Annotated in this window: 18 protein-coding genes and 1 pseudogene; 10 read left to right on the top strand and 9 right to left on the bottom strand. The window is 69.6% G+C overall.

Annotated elements, in window-relative coordinates:
• The first annotated feature begins 20 nt into the window (after window positions 1–20).
• A complete protein-coding gene (locus LF262_RS06340) occupies window positions 21–506 on the top strand; it encodes an NUDIX domain-containing protein (RefSeq protein ID WP_235779446.1) in 486 nt (161 codons plus the stop codon).
• A 32-nt stretch (window positions 507–538) separates the two neighbouring features.
• On the opposite strand, the gene LF262_RS06345 is transcribed toward LF262_RS06340, so the two are convergent.
• Complete coding sequence (locus LF262_RS06345) at window positions 539–1,483, bottom strand: S1C family serine protease (RefSeq protein ID WP_235779447.1); 945 nt, start codon at window positions 1,481–1,483, stop codon at window positions 539–541.
• A gap of 149 nt (window positions 1,484–1,632) precedes the next feature.
• On the opposite strand from LF262_RS06345, the gene LF262_RS06350 reads away from it, so the two are divergent.
• Together LF262_RS06350 and LF262_RS06355 are read left to right on the top strand one after the other, a co-directional pair.
• Window positions 1,633–1,782, top strand: a complete 150-nt coding sequence (locus tag LF262_RS06350) for a lmo0937 family membrane protein (RefSeq protein ID WP_235779448.1) — start codon at window positions 1,633–1,635, stop codon at window positions 1,780–1,782.
• 133 nt (window positions 1,783–1,915) lie between these two features.
• Entirely contained in the window at window positions 1,916–2,065 is a 150-nt protein-coding gene (locus tag LF262_RS06355) for a hypothetical protein (protein ID WP_235779449.1), read from the top strand.
• Between the two features lie 82 nt (window positions 2,066–2,147).
• Here the strand turns inward: LF262_RS06355 and LF262_RS06360 are convergent, their stop codons facing one another.
• Window positions 2,148–2,846, bottom strand: a complete 699-nt coding sequence (locus LF262_RS06360; RefSeq protein ID WP_235779450.1) for a hypothetical protein — start codon at window positions 2,844–2,846, stop codon at window positions 2,148–2,150.
• A 72-nt stretch (window positions 2,847–2,918) separates the two neighbouring features.
• Window positions 2,919–3,635, bottom strand: coding sequence for a hypothetical protein (locus LF262_RS06365; RefSeq protein WP_235779451.1), 717 nt, complete (start codon window positions 3,633–3,635; stop codon window positions 2,919–2,921).
• Between the two features lie 349 nt (window positions 3,636–3,984).
• Between LF262_RS06365 and LF262_RS06370 the strand changes: the two genes are divergently transcribed.
• The 3 genes from LF262_RS06370 to LF262_RS06380 are packed head-to-tail and all read left to right on the top strand — an operon-like array spanning window position 3,985 to window position 7,386.
• Window positions 3,985–4,512, top strand: coding sequence for a DUF4231 domain-containing protein (locus tag LF262_RS06370; RefSeq protein WP_235779452.1), 528 nt, complete (start codon window positions 3,985–3,987; stop codon window positions 4,510–4,512).
• Between the two features lie 2 nt (window positions 4,513–4,514).
• Window positions 4,515–6,053: a S8 family serine peptidase gene (locus tag LF262_RS06375; RefSeq protein WP_235779453.1), complete on the top strand. Its 1,539-nt coding sequence runs from the start codon at window positions 4,515–4,517 to the stop codon at window positions 6,051–6,053.
• Window positions 6,054–6,105: 52 nt separating this feature from the next.
• On the top strand, window positions 6,106–7,386 hold the full coding sequence (locus tag LF262_RS06380; protein WP_235779454.1) for a hypothetical protein: 1,281 nt from the start codon (window positions 6,106–6,108) through the stop codon (window positions 7,384–7,386).
• 37 nt (window positions 7,387–7,423) lie between these two features.
• On the opposite strand, the gene LF262_RS06385 is transcribed toward LF262_RS06380, so the two are convergent.
• From LF262_RS06385 to LF262_RS06400, 4 genes are all read right to left on the bottom strand, one after another.
• Complete coding sequence (locus tag LF262_RS06385) at window positions 7,424–7,933, bottom strand: OsmC family protein (protein ID WP_235779455.1); 510 nt, start codon at window positions 7,931–7,933, stop codon at window positions 7,424–7,426.
• Between the two features lie 67 nt (window positions 7,934–8,000).
• Entirely contained in the window at window positions 8,001–8,843 is an 843-nt protein-coding gene (locus tag LF262_RS06390) for an HAD family hydrolase (protein WP_235779671.1), read from the bottom strand.
• A 45-nt stretch (window positions 8,844–8,888) separates the two neighbouring features.
• A complete protein-coding gene (locus LF262_RS06395; RefSeq protein WP_235779456.1) occupies window positions 8,889–9,407 on the bottom strand; it encodes a YbhB/YbcL family Raf kinase inhibitor-like protein in 519 nt (172 codons plus the stop codon).
• On the bottom strand, window positions 9,404–10,360 hold the full coding sequence (locus tag LF262_RS06400) for a carbohydrate kinase family protein (RefSeq protein ID WP_235779457.1): 957 nt from the start codon (window positions 10,358–10,360) through the stop codon (window positions 9,404–9,406). Before LF262_RS06400 ends, LF262_RS06395 begins: the two co-directional genes overlap by 4 nt.
• A gap of 320 nt (window positions 10,361–10,680) precedes the next feature.
• Here LF262_RS06400 and LF262_RS06405 point away from each other — a divergent pair, with 320 nt between their 5' ends.
• The gene (locus LF262_RS06405) at window positions 10,681–11,781 is read left to right on the top strand and encodes a GTP pyrophosphokinase (RefSeq protein WP_235779458.1); all 1,101 of its coding nucleotides are present in this window, start codon (window positions 10,681–10,683) and stop codon (window positions 11,779–11,781) included.
• Window positions 11,782–11,796: 15 nt separating this feature from the next.
• Here LF262_RS06405 and LF262_RS06410 read toward each other — a convergent pair whose 3' ends face one another.
• Window positions 11,797–13,392, bottom strand: coding sequence for a S53 family peptidase (locus LF262_RS06410; RefSeq protein WP_235779459.1), 1,596 nt, complete (start codon window positions 13,390–13,392; stop codon window positions 11,797–11,799).
• 242 nt (window positions 13,393–13,634) lie between these two features.
• Between LF262_RS06410 and LF262_RS06415 the strand changes: the two genes are divergently transcribed.
• The 3 genes and pseudogenes from LF262_RS06415 to LF262_RS17215 all read left to right on the top strand — a co-directional run bounded on the left by LF262_RS06415 (window position 13,635) and on the right by LF262_RS17215 (window position 15,148).
• Entirely contained in the window at window positions 13,635–14,621 is a 987-nt protein-coding gene (locus LF262_RS06415) for a bile acid:sodium symporter family protein (RefSeq protein ID WP_235779460.1), read from the top strand.
• Between the two features lie 70 nt (window positions 14,622–14,691).
• A pseudogene (locus LF262_RS17210) lies at window positions 14,692–14,880 on the top strand (Dps family protein); the annotation flags it as partial.
• 106 nt (window positions 14,881–14,986) lie between these two features.
• Window positions 14,987–15,148, top strand: coding sequence for a hypothetical protein (locus LF262_RS17215; RefSeq protein ID WP_372462743.1), 162 nt, complete (start codon window positions 14,987–14,989; stop codon window positions 15,146–15,148).
• A gap of 29 nt (window positions 15,149–15,177) precedes the next feature.
• Here LF262_RS17215 and LF262_RS06425 read toward each other — a convergent pair whose 3' ends face one another.
• On the bottom strand, window positions 15,178–16,089 hold the full coding sequence (locus tag LF262_RS06425; RefSeq protein WP_235779461.1) for a LysR substrate-binding domain-containing protein: 912 nt from the start codon (window positions 16,087–16,089) through the stop codon (window positions 15,178–15,180).
• Window positions 16,090–16,102 lie beyond the last annotated feature (13 nt).

The raw sequence follows: 16,102 nt of genomic DNA on the forward strand, positions 1-16,102 counted from the left end.
ACGCCGGTAGGCTGGAAAGCATGGAGCAGCTGAGCCCAGTAAGCATCCAGTACTACCGCACCCTCCCCCGCAGGCGCCTGGCCGCCGGCCTCGTGATCAGGGACGGGAACGGCTGCGTGCTCGCGGTCAAGCCCAATTACAAGGACGGGTGGCTCCTTCCGGGCGGCACGGTGGACCCGGGCGAGGCACCCCGCAAGGCCGCCCGCCGCGAGGGCCGCGAGGAGCTCGGGCTGGACGTCGAGCCGGGCGCGCTCCTCCTGATCGCGCACTCGGCATTCCCTGACCCGATCGGGGACGGGCTGAGCTTCCTGTACGACGGCGGCAGCCTCCCCGAGGGGGCGCACGTCACCCTCCAGGAGGAGGAGCTGACGGAGTGGAGGTTCGTCGGGCCGGATGAGTTCGAGACGTACTTCGGAGACCACGGCGCGCTGCACATCCAGGCCGCGCTCACAGGTCTCGCGGAGGCCCGCACGCTTGAGCTCGAGGACGGCGTCGAGGTGCTGTAGGGCGGTCGAGCCAGACCGACGCCGTCCGCCCTTCAGTCGACGAGTTCGGTGGGCTCCGTGACAACGTCCACCATCGCCTCGCCGCGCAGCACCGTGATCTCAGTCCGCCGGCCGATCGCGTCGGCGAACATGTGCTTCTGCAGGGACTGGGCGTCCTTGAGGGGAGCACCGTTGACCGCGATGAGCAGGTCCCCGGCCCGGACCCCGCTCGTCTCCGCGGGGCTGCCCCCCACCACCTCGGCGACCCGCAGTGCCCTCCGGGTCCCGGTACGGGCAGCCCAACGCTCCTCGAGAGGCGTCGGCACAGTCACGAGCCCCAAGTAGGCGCGCCGCACCCGTCCGTCCTCGCGCAGGGAGTCGAGGATGCGGCGGGTCGTTGCGTTGATCGGCACAGCGAGGCCCAGTCCGAAGCCCGCGACAGCCGTGTTGATCCCGATGACCCGGCCGTGCGAGTCGGCAAGTGCGCCGCCGGAGTTGCCGGGGTTCAGCGCGGCGTCAGTCTGGATGACGTCCTCGATGAGGCGCGACGCCGTGCGCCCCCTCGCGGGCATGGACCGCCCCAGAGCGCTCACCACCCCCGCTGTCACGCTGCCCTCAAGGCCGAGCGGACTCCCCACGGCGACCACGAGGGACCCGACGAGCAGCATGTCCGCGTCGCCGAACTCGGGAGGCTCGGGCACCGCGATCCCAGTGCACAGCACGGCGAGGTCGGACAGCGGGTCGCGGCCCACCACGCCGAACGGCCCGCTTGTACCGTCGGCGAACGCGACCTCGCCGTGATTGGCTCGCCCCACCACGTGGGCGTTTGTCACGAGATGGCCTAGGGCGGTAAGCACGACGGCGCTCCCCGCCCCGCGCTCCGTCCTCACCGAAGCGACGCGAGGGGTCACATGCCTCGCAACCCCCGTGACCGTGCGCGAGTACGCGTCCAGGTCCGCGTCGTCAGTGATGTGGCGCCCGTCACGATCTTCACTCATGCCATCCTCAACGACACACAATTGGCTGGGATGCCTGATATCGCCTGAGGCGAACGCGGCTTCCATGGATGTTGTTTGGGATCTCGCATGCCGGGAAAGCTTACGATTACGTCCGCACGGACTATCCGCACCGACCTAAGGAGACCACCGTGCTGTTGTGGATCGCTGTCATCCTGTTCGTCCTCTGGCTACTCGGCTTCATCGCGCTTCCGAGCCTTGGCGGTATCGTGCACATCCTGATCGTCCTCGCGGTGATCGCCCTGATCGTGCATTTCGTCATGGGGCGCAGGGCCACCTAGGAGGACACTGGCGGCACCGCGGCATCTATGCCGTATCAGTAGACAGCTCCCCGCACGTCGTGTCGGGGCATAGTCAAGAACGTCCTCCAATGGTCACAATGTGGGCATTGGACACCAATCAAGGGAGTTCGCGATGAAGCTGTTGATATGGGGCCTGGTGCTTCTGGCCATTTTCGCTCTTGGCCTGTGGGCGAATATCGGCGACGGTGTCTTCATGTTCCTGTGGGTCGGTCTCATCGTCGTGGTCCTCGGGGCCATGAAAGTGGCCAGACCCGCCGGCTAACATTCGCACAGGCCAGTAACGAGTGAGGGCCCCGGGTGCATCTATTGCACCCGGGGCCCTCACTTATGTCCAGCTGTGCAGGCTACTCGTGTCCGCCGCGGCGGCGCTTCATCCAGAGGGTGAGTGCGAGCCAGGCACCCAGGAGTGTGCCGGAGCCCATCAGCAGTCCGGGCACCGTGTAGTCCGCCGGGGCGGTGTTGGCGGACGTCTTGGCCGAGACGGCCATCGACTTCGCCGGGGCCGGCTTTACCGCAGCGGGGCCCTTAGCTGGCGGCGCCTTCGTGGTGGCCGGAGGCACTACAGCGGGGGAGGAGGACGAGGCCGGAGGCTTCACTCCCGAGGGCGGCGTCGAGTGGGTCCCCGGCGGAGTCGACGTCTCGGTGGCCGGTGGCGTCGTTTCGGTCGTAGGCGGCTTCACGACGACCGGTTTGCAGTCGTTGTTCAAGATTGCCTCGTTCGCGGGGGTCCAGTTCTGGCCAGCGAAGCTGATCGTTTGACCTTGTCCATTCATATAGCTGAACGGCGGGATGATGTCGTCCGCATACTGGTGGTCGAGGTGGCCGTCGTAAACCCCGGAAGCATCCGGGGTGATGACTCTATACGGGTCCTTCGTGTCTCCCACGTGATGGCAGATGGTCACCGGGGTGTGTCCAACGCCGTTGTCGTTGCCATTTGCCGCGACGGCCGCCGGCATAGTGAGGAAGCCGCCCGCCAGGAGGCCCCCGGCTGCGGCGGCAATGAGTCCAGTCTTCTTCTTGCTAATTGTGGAGAGCAGCGCCACGCCCCCCACCTCCTTTCAATCTTTCAACGATGAATGCGCGCGCTCGGCGCGGAACTCCTTGTGCCACATGATTCAGGTGCATTGGCCACACCTGAAGGTCACGAGGGTGATGGCGTCATCGGGCCGTTCGAAATTGCAGGTGAACAGCACGACGAGGCACGGGTCGTTCGGAAACGAGAACTGCTTGGACTTGTCGACGAGGCTCCTTTCCTCAAGGGTGCACGGAAGTACGGTGCCGCGGGCGTCCCTGATGGACGCCGGCTGGCCAACGGCCCAGCTGTCGGAGCTGAGCCGGTTGAACGGGAAGGTCGAGTCGGTGCACAGCGGGACGCCGGCGTGGCAGGTGTGCGCGGATAGCACCACCGGCAACTGGTCCTCGGACTGACCGGTGCCCTTGAGCCAATGCGCCACGGGGTCAAAGCCGTTGGCGTCCAAGGGCGGGTTGACTGGTACTGCCGGGTCCCAGTCCGTCGGCACGATGTTCACGGCGAGCCCCGCGGCGGGCCACGAGAAGCTGGCCGGCGGGAGCGCAACGTCCGTCCGGGCTGGCTTCTGCGTGGCGGCTTGGCTGGGGCTAGGCGCGGGCGCTTTCGCAGAGGGTGCTGGCGAGGCAGTAGTCGGCGGGGCCGGAACAGCGGCAACCGAGGCAGAGGCGGCGAGCTCGTTCGCGGCATCGATGCGTCGGCGCTGTTCCGAGTCCCGAGCGCTTTGGTAGACCATCGCGGCCACGGCAAGGATCACGGCGAGGCCGAGCGCGGTGGCCCGCAGCCATCGCCACCCTGGGCTCACCCTCCTTGTGTGTCGACCCACTCGCCCCCCTGCCGTTTCGGATCGTGCCGCTTCTCGAGGGAGGGGTTGACGTTCCAACCGATGCCCCCGCAGATGTACCCGTCGGAATTCGTGGAGCATCGACAGACGGGTGCTTCTAGCGACACTGTATGTCGGCGTGGAAGCAGTGTCCAACGAATGGGGCTAATGCACGCCCACCCCACATTGGAGAGTCAAGCCGCCGCACAAATCGGAGACCACACCTTACCTTCCTCGACAATCGCCGTCAGGTGCCGCACGGATCTTGAATCGGGCCACGACGCGAGCCGATCATTCTCTCGGGGAGGACCAAACCCAAAGGTGGATTACAATGGCAGCTGACTCAGCAGATACGCCGGCCACGGTATCGCCGCTCCCAACGGCGGCTCCCGGGGCCGTCTCCCAGACAGCGGAAGCCGCGGCGGTGCGCCGCGCGAGGACCCAGGCTGCCTGGTTCGCCCAGCATGCAACAAGGTCACGAATCGGGTATGTGACCATCAAGCTCGCCCAGATTGTGTCAGGCGCGCTCGTCCCGTTCGCCGCTTCCGTCCAGACCGCCAACGCGGGCTGGGTGGCGGTCACCGCAGCCCTGGGCGTCGTCATCGTGGTCCTCGAGGGCGTCCAGCAGCTCTTCCAGTTCCATACGAACTGGTACCGGTACCGCTCGGCGAACATCGCGCTCGCCTCACAGCTCGCCCTGTTCACTGCGGGGGCCGGCGAGTACGGCGCCGCGCCCAACCCCGCGGCGCTCTTCGCCCAGCGCACCGAGGGCGTAGTCATGAGCGAGAACTCGTCCTGGATGATGACGGACAAGGGCAGTACGGGCGCTCCTGCTGAGCCACAGGCCAAGGGGGCGTAGGCATGGTTGGGATCGGGTCCGGGCAGGAGGCCAAGTCACGGATTGTGGGCAACCTCACCGTGCCGCCGTCGGGCGCCCGTGGCCTCGACAGCCCCGATCCGGACGAGCCCATCGATGTGGTGATCGAGCTCGACGCGCGGCGCCCAGGACCGGCGACCGCTACCCACGAAGCGTTCGAGGCCCTGTGGCACCAGTTCATGGAGCAGGCCGCCCCGGACGGTGCGGTGCCGAAGGTGCTGTTCCAGAAGACCAAGATCTCCCGGAAGCTCTACCAGTGCGTCCTGACCCGGGCCACCCTCTCGCTGCTCATGGACCTCGACGTGCCGGGCCCCGCCGGCGCGCGGATCATCTTCCGTGCCTGGCCGGACTACGAGCTGTACCCGCACATCGACCGCTCCGCGCCCACGGTGAAGATCGACGCAGTGCACCGCTCCTTCAGCGCGGTCGGCGACGGAATTGTATGGGCTGTTGTCGACACGGGCATCGACGCGGCACACCCGCACTTCTCCTCGCTCGAGCTCGCACGGGAAGGGAAGCACGACGCCGCCCCCTCGCCACGGACGGGCGGGCTCCACCGCGACTTCTCCGGGCTCGTGCACCCGAGCCTCGGGGTGCCGACCGCGCCGGAAGCGCCGCTCGTGGACGAGGAGGGCCACGGGACGCACGTGGCGGGGATCATCGCCGGCGCCTGCCCCGAAGGACGCATCGCGCACGTCGCATCTTCGGACGAGGCGCCGGACGGAGGGTTCGTGGCGCGCGCGCACACCGGAATGCTGAGTGGGATGGCGCCGCGCTGCGAGCTCGTGAGCCTGAAGGTGTTCCGGCGCGTTGCCGGGGTGGCCGTGACGTCGTCCTCCGCTGTCATTGCCGCGATCGAGTACCTGCTGACCGAGGTCAACGTGACCCGTGCACCGCTACGCGTGCACGGAGTGAACCTGAGCCTGGGGTGCGAGTGGGACCCGAGCCACTACGCCGCTGGTCAATCGCCCCTGGACCAGATGCTCACCGAGCTGGTCTCCACGGGGGTGAACGTGGTGGTGTCCGCGGGGAACAACGGCAGCGCCGCGGCGGCGCAGTCCGCCAACCAGTCCACGGGCGTGCTCGCCTCGATCACTGAGCCGGGGCACACCGCCGCCGTGGTGACGGTCGGGTCAACGCACCGGGATGCGCCGCACGCCTTCGGGGTCTCCTGGACGTCCTCCAAGGGACCCACGCTGGACGGGCGGCCCAAGCCGGACGTCGTCGCGCCCGGCGAATGGATCTGCTCGGCCGCGACGGGGGCCGTGCGGACCCGCGCCGGCTTCGCTGCGCTCACGGGCGACGACGCCTCCCTCACCTACGCGGAGCTGTCCGGCACGAGCATGGCGGCACCGCATGTTTCGGGGATCATCGCCGCGTTCCTGTCCGGGCGGCCCGAGTACATCGGCCGCGCAGCGGACGTGAAGGCGCTGCTGATGCGCACCGCCCTGGACCTCGGCCGTGATCGGTACGCCCAGGGAGCAGGGCTCGCGGACGCGATGGCGATGCTCTTGGACTATTGACACCCTTCTTTGCCCTTGCCTTTGCCTTTGCCCGGAACAGTGAGAGGAGCACATGGTGGACGGTTCAGCGAGCGACTACTGGCAGCTGCATTTCGACGAGAACGGCACGGCCACGGATTCCGCCGGCCTCGTGGCCGAGATCGCCGCGAGCGGCGCCGCCGAGTTGTTCTTGATGAGCCACGGCTGGAACAACTCCGAAGGCGATGCCGAGGCCCTGTACTCCGGAATGTTCCCGCTCATCGACGCGGCTCCCGGCGTCCCACCGCAGTCGCGCTACCTCGGGGTGTTCTGGCCCTCGATCTGGTTCCCCGACCCGCCCGCCGGCGGGACGGACGCCGCACTCTCGGGGGCACAGATCGCCACGTCGCTCGCCCGCAGCGTGCCCGAGGCCGCGGCACCGCTGGCCACCATGGGCTCGCTCATCGACACCGGACTCGGGCACGTCGAAGCGGGCACCGCCACCCCCGCCGAGCAGGGCGCCGCCGTCGACCAGTTCCACGGCCTGCTGCAGAACGTGTTCGGCGGAACCACGGCGAGCACGGAGGACGACGGCGAGAGCGCCCTCATCGCGAGCGAGAACCCCAAGCGGGACTACGCCGCGCTGGCGACGACGATGGGCAGCGCCCAGCCGGCCGGGGACACCGAGGGCCTCGGCGACATCTTCGGCCCCGTCTGGAACGGAGCCAAGGACGCGCTGCGGGTCGCATCGTTCTATCAGATGAAGGCCCGAGCAGGGACCGTCGGCGCCAAAGGCCTGGGCCCGTTCCTGACGCAGCTGCATGCCGCCGCGCCGGCGCTGCGGGTGCACCTGATCGGGCACAGCTTCGGCGCCCGGCTCGTCTCCTTCGCGCTCAACGGAATCGGCACCCCGGGCGAGAGCCCGGTCGCCTCTGTCACCCTCCTCCAGGGAGCATTCTCGCACTGGTCCTTCACCCAGGCCGCGGACAGCCCGTTCGCGGAAGCCGGGGCCCTGTGCGCGGTGGCGGACCGCGTGGCCGGACCCCTGATGTCCACGTTCACCGCTGCCGACTGGGCTGTGGGCAAGTGGTACCCGAAGGCATCCTTCCTCGCCCAGCAGGACAACCAGGACACCTCCGCGCCGGACCGGTGGGGTGGCTTGGGCTCTGACGGATACCAGAGCGTCACCCCGAGCGCCGACATCTCCCTCCCGCTTCGACCCGGGACGCCGCTGGCCGCGGGGACCTTCTACCGCGCCGACGCCAACAGCGTCATCAAGGACACGTCCCAGTCGTCCTTCGCCGGGGCGCACTCGGACATCCAGCACCCCGAGGTGGCGGGGCTGATCGTCGCGGCGGCGACGGCGGGCACCTAGGACGACAGGGACATAGGCGGGCACGCGCCGTCGTCCGTCATGCCCGCTTGACCTCGATCCGCGGCGGCCGCTTGAGGGACTGGGCCACGACGCAGTAGCGGTCGGCGACGGTGGCCAGCTTCTCGAGCTCCTCATCGCTTGCGTCAGTGTCGAAGGTCGCGATGATGCGGGCGTCCTGGATGCCCACCTCCGCCTCGCGGTCCACGCCGAGCGTGCCGCGCGCGTCGAAGACGCCGTCCCCGCGGATCTCCCCGGACCTGATCGTGAGGTTCATAGCAGTGGCGACACTGCGCAGCGTGACGCTCGCGCAGGCGACGAGAGCCTCCATGAGCATGTCCGCCGAGCACGCATCGCTTCCATCTCCGCCCACGGCGCGGTGCAGGCCCGCGCGGACGGGCCCGGTCCACGTCTGAACCGTGGCCGTGATGCCTGGCTCGGACCACGTGGCAGCCCCCGAGATCGGGGTGATAGCCAAATTGGGGTCTTCCCGGTACTGCTGCTTGAGGGGGGCCTGGGCAGCCCGGAGCTCCGCGCGTGTGGTGATCATGTGCCCATGATCCGCGCGAATCCGAGCGTGGACCAGAGTGCGGCCAGACTCTCGCGGTGCCCGCCGCTCAACTCGCGCGGCGGGGTTTCGACTCCACCCCGCTCCGCTCCACCGCCGTGGCCAGCTTCCGCTCCAGAACCTGCGCGACGCCGTCGTCCTCGATGCCCGGTGCGTGCAGCTCGGTGGCAGCGAGCGCGTCGGGATGGCCCGAGGACATCGCATAGCCCTCGCCCGCCCAGGCGAGCATCTCGACGTCGTTCGGCATGTCGCCGAACGCGACCACTTGCGCCGAAGCGATCCCGAGAGCGTGCGCGTACTCGGCAAGGGTGACGGCCTTGTTGACGCCGAGCGGTGCCATCTCGAGCATCGTCATGTCCACGGCCGAGTGGGTGATGGAGACGAGGTGCGCCACGTGCGGGGCGACGACGCGGAGATATTCCTCAGCGGTGATGCCCTCGATCTTGGCCATGAACTTCACCACCTCGTCGCCGTCGATGAGGTCCCCGAGGTCGCCGTGGCGCACCTCGGCCAGGAGCCGCTGGTGCCGGGGCTCGGCGAATGCGTCCTCCATGACGAACTCTGCGGGCGTCTCGGCGGCGAACGCCGTCTCAGGAAACAGCCCGCGCACGATCTCGCGGACCTCCAGCATCGTCTCCTTGCGGATCGCCTCCGAGGAGACCACGGACATGGTCTCGAGGTCATACACGAGCGCGCCGTTGGAGCAGATCACTGTCCCCGAGTGCCCCAGCTGCTCACTCAGCGGCGTCAGCCAGCGCGCTGGCCGGCCGGTGACGAACACGAGCTCGACGCCGGCCGCCTCGCACGCGTGCAGGGCCTGCACCGTGCGCTCGGTGATCCGACCGTCGCGGCGCAGGATCGTGCCGTCGATGTCGCTCGCCACGAGGCGCATGAGCTGCTCGACGGCGCCAGCCCGCACGCTGCCCAGACCGCCCACTCAGCGGACCTCGTAGGTGCAGGTGATGCTCGCGGCCGCGAGCTCGTTGGCCTCGATGTCCCTGATCACCCGCGAGCCCTTGCTGCGCGGCGTCCCCGGCACCACCTCGGCGGAGAGCGCGTGCACCGTGAACACGTACCGGTGCGGGCCGGATCCGCGCGGCGGCCCGGCGCCCACGAAGCCGGTGAACCCGGCATCGTTGAGCAGCTCGAGCGAGCCGTTGGGCAGGCCCGCGTCGGTGTCCGCCGGTCCCATCCCGTCCGGCGAACCACCGGCGCCCTCAGGCAGCTCGTCCACCTCGTCGGGGATGTTCACCACCGCCCAGTGGCAGAAGCTCCCGGCACGCGGCGCATCCGGGTCCATGACGGTCACGGCGAAGCTGCGCGTCCCCTCCGGCGCACCGCTCCACGCGAGGTGCGGCGAGAGGTCCTGCCCATCGAGCCCGAAGTACGCGCTCACCTGCGCACGCGGGAGCTTGCCGCCGTCCACGAGGTCCTGGCTGCCGAGTTGGAATGTCACTGCGCACCTCCGGTCTGCGCGCCGCCTCCGGCGCGGATCTCAACGCGCGACGGCGGGTTCGCGCCGGGACGCGAAACGGTCACCGCTGCCGCGCGCGCGGCGAACTCGAGGATGCGACCCAGCTCGCGGATGTCGAGGCGCCGTAGCTCGCTGCGCCGCTGCGCGCCGTCGAGCTCCCTGTCCACGATTGCCGAGAGCAGCGCGGCCATGAAGGAATCACCCGCACCCACGGTGTCCACCACCCGGACAGGCGGCGCGGGGACTGACACCTCACCGCTGTGCCCCACCGCCCATGGGCCCTGGGCCCCCCGCGTCACGACCACGAACGCCGGTCCCTCGGAGCCGCCGAGAGTGAGCCAACGCCGTGCGGAGTCCAGCGGGTCCGCGCCCGGGTACAGCCACGCGAGGTCCTCGTCCGAGGCCTTGACCACATCCGCGAGCCCCACAAACCGCTCCACGCGCCCCCGGACCACATCCGCATCGCTCGTGATCGTGGGGCGGCAGTTCGGGTCGAAGCCAATCGTGGCGCGAGGCCGGGCACGCTCCACCGCGTGCAGCACCTGGTCCGCGCCCGGCTCGAGGACCGACGCGATAGACCCGGTATGCACGAGGGTCGTGGCACCGAGAAGAGTGTCGAGGCGGTCGCGCAGGTTTGGCAGGTACCAGTCCAGCTCGAAGTGGTAGGTGGCCGCACCGCGGTGGTCCAGCTCGGCTGTCGCCACGGGGGTGGGGCTCGCATCCGGCGGCAGCGGGACGAGGACATTGGCGCCACGGAGGTGGTCCGTGAGCATGCGACCGTTCGCGTCGTCTCCGTAGCGGCCGATGAACTGGACAGGGTGGTCTAGGCGCGCGAGGCCGACGGCCACGTTCAGCGGGCTCCCGCCGGGGTGCGCCTCGGTGCCCCCAGGGCGCCGGACCACGTCGATGAGGCCCTCGCCGATGACTGTGAGCATGGGAATCACGGTAACAGCCGTCGCCCCCCGGGAGCACTTGGCGGCGCGGCTGAGACGCGCACCACGAGCCGGGGCTCGCTGCACCGGCGCGGTCTACCTCTGGGCACAAGAAGTAGGGGGCCCGTACGGCAGTGCGTCCGCTCCTGCTCGGGTCGACGGTGATCACCGGCGTGTCGATCTGCGACACGCCGGCGATCTGCGCTTGGCGGCGGGCCAATTGAGCAGGAAGGGACGCTCAGCAACGGGCGGCGCCGCTGGACGCGCCGCGTGTGGCCGCCGGGCCGGCCCACGTGTCGGTGCCGGTTGCTACCGTTTTGGGCATGGCCTCCAATTACGACCGCCTTGACGCCGGACAGCGCGCCAGTGTGGACGCGTCCGTCGCGACGTACGCGCGGGTGCGGCCCGAACTGAAGAACGTCACGAGGGACGTGCTCGTAACCCTCATCGCGATGTTCAAGGACGCCGAAGTCGATCCGCTGTTCATCACCGGGCGGACCAAGACCATCGAGTCGTTCAGGGAGAAGGTCTCGCGGCTCGATCCGCCGTCACTTGCTGGTGGCGAGCCCACCCTCAAATTCCCCGATCCCTTCCGCACGCTCAATGACATGGTGGGAGTCCGGGTGATCACCAAGCTGCCCGCCGAGAACGCCGTGGTGGCGAACCTCATCAAGCGCCAGCGGCAGATCTTCGACTGCCGCGGGGACCGGGAGAAGGCCATTGGCTCGATCGAGTCGGGCACATACGGGTACTCGAGCCGGCACCTGATCCTGCGCACCCTTCAGAACGACACCGTGCGCGCCTACCAGTCAGTGTTGAACCCCGAGCTGCCGGCCAACGGCTCGTACTTCTTCGAGTGCCAGATCCGCACAGTGTTCGCGCACGCGTGGAGCGAGATCGAGCACGACATCCGTTTCAAGGGCCAGGACCCTCGCGCGTGGAGCCCCCAGTTCGACCGGCAGTTCACGGCCACCGCCGCGATGCTCGAGGTCGTGGAGAAGGAGTTCGCCGACCTGCACGACCGGTACGAGAAGGTGCGGGGCTTCTGGGACGAGGCCGGGGAGGGCGCTGGGCCGCTCACGCCCGACCGGATCCGCGACGTCTGGCTGACCCTCCTGCCGCACGTGGACCGCAAGGTGGACGACGACTGGGGCTGGGCTGCCGAACTCGTCGGCGCCCACGGCCTCACCGAGACCCGCCAGCTCATGGAGCTCCTCGACTCGGACCGGATCACCGAGGTCCGCAAGGCCCTCGATCACCGGTACTCCCCCGGGCCCGACCGTCTCCTCGACGACCTCCTCCTGTGGCAGTACGGACCCCGGCACATCGAACTCACGGCGGAGCCGGCCGACGCCGAGTCCCACCCGCGGCGCGACTCCCTCCAGCGGCGGCTCAAGCAGATCGAGCGCTACAGGCTGACGTGACGCCGGCGCGCGAGCTCAGGGAGCCGTGGTTGTGGTCACCGCCTTCAGCAGGGCCGTGCCGTCCGGGGAGCCGAGGCCCGTGCAGGCGTCCCAGCCTGGCCCCGCGTGGTACGTGCCGTTGTTGCCTACGGTGATGTCCCGAAAGCCGGTGCCCTGCGCGTACAGCATGGGCTGGATGAGGCCGAAACGCTTGCCGGTGGCCTGGGCCAGCCGCGCGACGAGCGCCGCCCACAACGGGGCGACGGCGCTCGTGCCGCCGATCACCATGTCCGCGCCGTCCACGCGGACCCGGTAGCCGGTCTGGGGATCGGCCACGGCGCTGACGTCGGGGACGCCGCGGCCGTGCGGCTTGGGGCCTGGGGTCGGCTTCGGCTTGCGATGGGCCGCGGGCGCCGCAACGGACGCCTGCCACGTCGGGACGGGGAAGACGTCGCTGTACCCGCCACCCGTAGCGGAGGTGGTCGGCGAGTCGTTCCAGACGGTCTCCGCGGTGATGGCGCCGGTCGCCGGGTCGGCCTCGAGGCGGGTGCCGCCGCAGGCCAGCGCGTGGGGGCTCGAGGCGGGGAAGTCTGCGTGGTCGTGGCCGTCACCGACGCCATCTGTGCTCCCGCGATCACCGGCCGCGGCCGTGACCGTGACGCCGAGTGCCGCGGCGTCCGCGAGCGCCTGGTCGAAGGCATTGCGGGCCTGGGCCGTCCAGGCGTCCTCGCTCTGGCCCCAGCTGATGCTGATGGCCGCGGGAGCAGGGGTCGCGTGCGAGGCCTGGGCGAGCGCGTCGAGGAACCCGGCGTCCGTGTTGGGCGCGAAGTACACGAGCACACTGGACCGGGGTGCCAGCGCGCCGACCACTTCGATATCGAGCAGCACCTCACCGTCCGCACCGTGCGGATCCTGTCCGGGCTGGTTCGCGGCGCCGTCGACCCCCACAGCCGTCACCGTCGGCGTAGCGAGCCCAAGCCCCTTGAAGTACGCGTCGAGGTCCGCCTGCCCGAAGCCGCCGCCGAGCTCGAGGATCGCCACAGTCTGGCCCGTGCCGTCCGTGTTGGCGGGGAACTTGTAGATCTTGCCGAGGTCCGTGGGCGTGTAGCTAGTGCTGGCCCCGGCCAGCGGGATCGCACGGAACTGGGCGCGCGCCTGGGGCCGGTTGTCGAGGCCAAGCACAGCGGTGACCACCCCGTCAAGGGCCGCGGGGATGCTCAGGCTCCCCGTGCGGTGACGGTGCTCGACCTCCTGGCCATGGGACCCCTCGCTGGTCACCGTCTCGAGGCTCGTGCCGAAGATGCTGCTGAGCCCGCCGACCGTCCCTGCCAGGCGCAGGCGCCGCGAGGCGGCGTCCGCTTCGATCACCTCGGCGCCAAGCCGGGTGAAGGTCTCGGTGGCCAGCCGCACGTCATCGTCGGAGGCGCCGTGGCCTTCGGCGAGCGCCTCGCGGGTCAGGTGCCCCTCGGGCCGCTCTGGCAGCGGGGCCTTCCTGCGCAGGACAACGGTGACCTCGATCCGTTGCTCGGGGTCAGCGAGCCCGCGGGCTGTGAGCCCCGGGGCCGGCGGGCGCTCGGACCCCTCGAGCGGGACGCTGGGCTCGGGAGTGGGGCCTGCTGGGCGGTTCGTCATGGCATGCTCCGTTCGTCAGTCCGGCCGGCGGCCGGGGTGCTGAGGGAGGGTGCGGTCGGTTCACCCCGAGGATAGGCGCGGCACGGCGCGGTGGCCACAGTCGGCACGGCGACCCGTGCCATCGGTTTCTTGACTTGATCCGACATCCAGTGGGGCAGAAGGAGGCCTCCCTGTTCCGAGGCCTCGTCGCGCATCATGATCGTCAGTTGCGCTATTTAGGTGCCCGATGCAACGATGTGGCCATGTCCACCCAGACCCAGCAGCACTCCCCCGCGCCCTCGGCCGCCGACCGTGACGCGAAGCTCGCCGTCACCATCTTCCCGGTCCTCGTGATCCTCGCCGGACTCACAGGGTTCCTGCTCCCGGACACCGTGAAGGCAGGCGCCACGGCCGTACCGTACCTCCTCGGCGTGATCATGTTCTGCATGGGGCTCACGCTCACGCCCCCGGACTTCGCGTCAGTGGCGAAGCGGCCCTGGGCCGTGGCACTCGGGCTCGTGGCACACTACGTGATCATGCCCAGTGCCGGCTGGGTCATCGCGATGGCCCTGCAGCTGCCGCCCGAGCTCGCGGTCGGCGTGATCCTCGTGGGCTGCGCGCCGTCCGGCACAGCGTCCAATGTCATGGCATACCTCGCCAAAGGCGACGTCGCGCTGTCGGTGGCCGTCGCGACCGTCTCGACGCTGGTCGCACCTCTCGTGACGCCCGCCCTCACGCTCCTCCTCGCAGGCTCCTTCCTCCACGTCGATGCGGGCGGGATGATCCTGGACATCGTCAAGACAGTGCTGCTGCCCGTGGTCCTCGGCCTCGCTGTGCGCGTGTCCCTCAAGAAGGCCGTAGCCAAGCTGCTTCCGGCGCTGCCGTGGATCTCAGCCCTGGTCATTGCCGCGATCGTGGCAATCGTGGTGGCCGGCTCGGCGTCCAAGCTCGTCGCCGCGGGCGGGATCGTGCTCCTCGCGGTGGTGCTGCACAACGGGTTCGGGCTCGGCCTCGGCTACCTCGCCGGCAGGGTGGGCCGGCTCGACCACAAGGCCCGCCGCGCCCTCGCGTTCGAGGTGGGCATGCAGAACTCAGGGCTCGCTGCAACGCTCGCCGCCGCGCACTTCAGCCCCCTCGCAGCACTGCCCTCAGCCGTGTTCTCGGTATGGCACAACCTCTCAGGCGCAGTGGTTGCTGCGTGGCTCGCGCGGAGGCCGCTCCCCGCTCAGGAGTGGGCCGCCGAGCACTGACCCCCCAGTTTTCGGGCGGTCGGCTTTGGGGTAAAGCAAGCTGTATACCCCGAAGCGAAAGGACTTTCCCATGAAGGCAACCGAGGAACTCTCGAACGGCCTGCAGGCGGTGCTCGTGGACCTGGTCGAGCTCTCTCTTCTGGGCAAGCAGGTGCACTGGAACCTCGTCGGGACCAACTTCCGCGACCTGCACCTCCAACTCGACGAGATCGTCGCGGCTGCGCGGCTGCACGCGGACGAGGTCGCCGAGCGCCTGCGCGCCCTCCATGCCGTGCCGGACGGCCGCACCGCGACCATCGCGAAGACCACCTCGCTGGAGGAGCCCGCCGGGGCTCATCAGCACCTCCGACGCCGTGGACGCGACCGTGGGGGCCATCGAATCCGCATGCGCCACGGTGCGCGGAGTCTACGACGCGGTAGAGAAGGACGATCCCGCCACGACGGACATCCTCAACCAGATCCTCCTGGACCTCGAGAAGCTCGCCTGGATGGTCCGCGCCGAGAAGGAGAAGACCATCACACCGTAGCGCCCCTGGCCCTGTGCGCGACGGCAGGTTCATGCGGGCAGGAGCGCGCCGGCCGTTTCCTCGAGGGCCTGCCGCACAGCCCGCATAACCGGGTTCTTGGTGCTCGAGGAGCGCATCGCGGTGAAGACGCTTCGCTGCGGGGCCCCCTCCAGCCCGAGGAGCCGGGCCCCGGGGGTGCGCCCCACCCACACGAGGTCCGGCAGGAGCGCCACGGCGTTGCCGGACTCGACGAGCTGCACGTGCGCCTGCAGGTCAGCGGTCTCGTAGCGGACATCCGGCTCGAACCCCGCCATTCGGCATGCCTGCTCCGCCCAGTGCCGCGACGCCGCGCCGTGGGGTTCCATGACCCACGCGAGGCGCGCGGCGTCGGGAAGCCGCCACACGGCGTCGGACGCCGCGTCCGTTCCGAGCGGCGGGACAGCCAGCCGGATGGTGTCCCGCGTGAGCCCCTGCCGCTCGAGCCCTTCATAGTGCGGTGCCGCATGGTGCGGGTACTGCTCCGCCACCACCAGGTCGAAGCTGCGGGCCCAGGTCTCCCGCAGCGCAGTCTCAGGCTCGTGCTGGACCATCTCGACCCGCAGCTGGGGATGGCGCTCGCGCAGGGCCCTGAGCGCGGAGGGCATGAGCGCGAGCGCGGCGGTCTGGAACACGGCGAGCCGCACGGTCCCGCTAACCTCGCTCTGGCTCGCGGCGAGCGCGGCCTCGGTTCGCTCGAACGCGTCGAGGAGCTCCTCGGTGTGGGCGACGAGGAGCTGTGCCTGCGGGGTCAGGAGCACGCCGCGGCCGGACTTCCTCATGAGCTCCACCCCGGTCTCCTTCTCGAGCAGCGCGAGCTGCTGGGAGACCGAGGACGGGCTGTAGGCGAGGGCCTCGGCCACCTCCGCGAGGGTGCCGCGGATGCTCAGCTCGCGCAAGAGGCGCAGGCGGCGGATCTCCAGCATGGGGCGCTCCTCA

It is taken from the genome of Sinomonas notoginsengisoli (assembly GCF_021554725.1).
GTDB classification, from domain to species: domain Bacteria; phylum Actinomycetota; class Actinomycetes; order Actinomycetales; family Micrococcaceae; genus Sinomonas; species Sinomonas notoginsengisoli.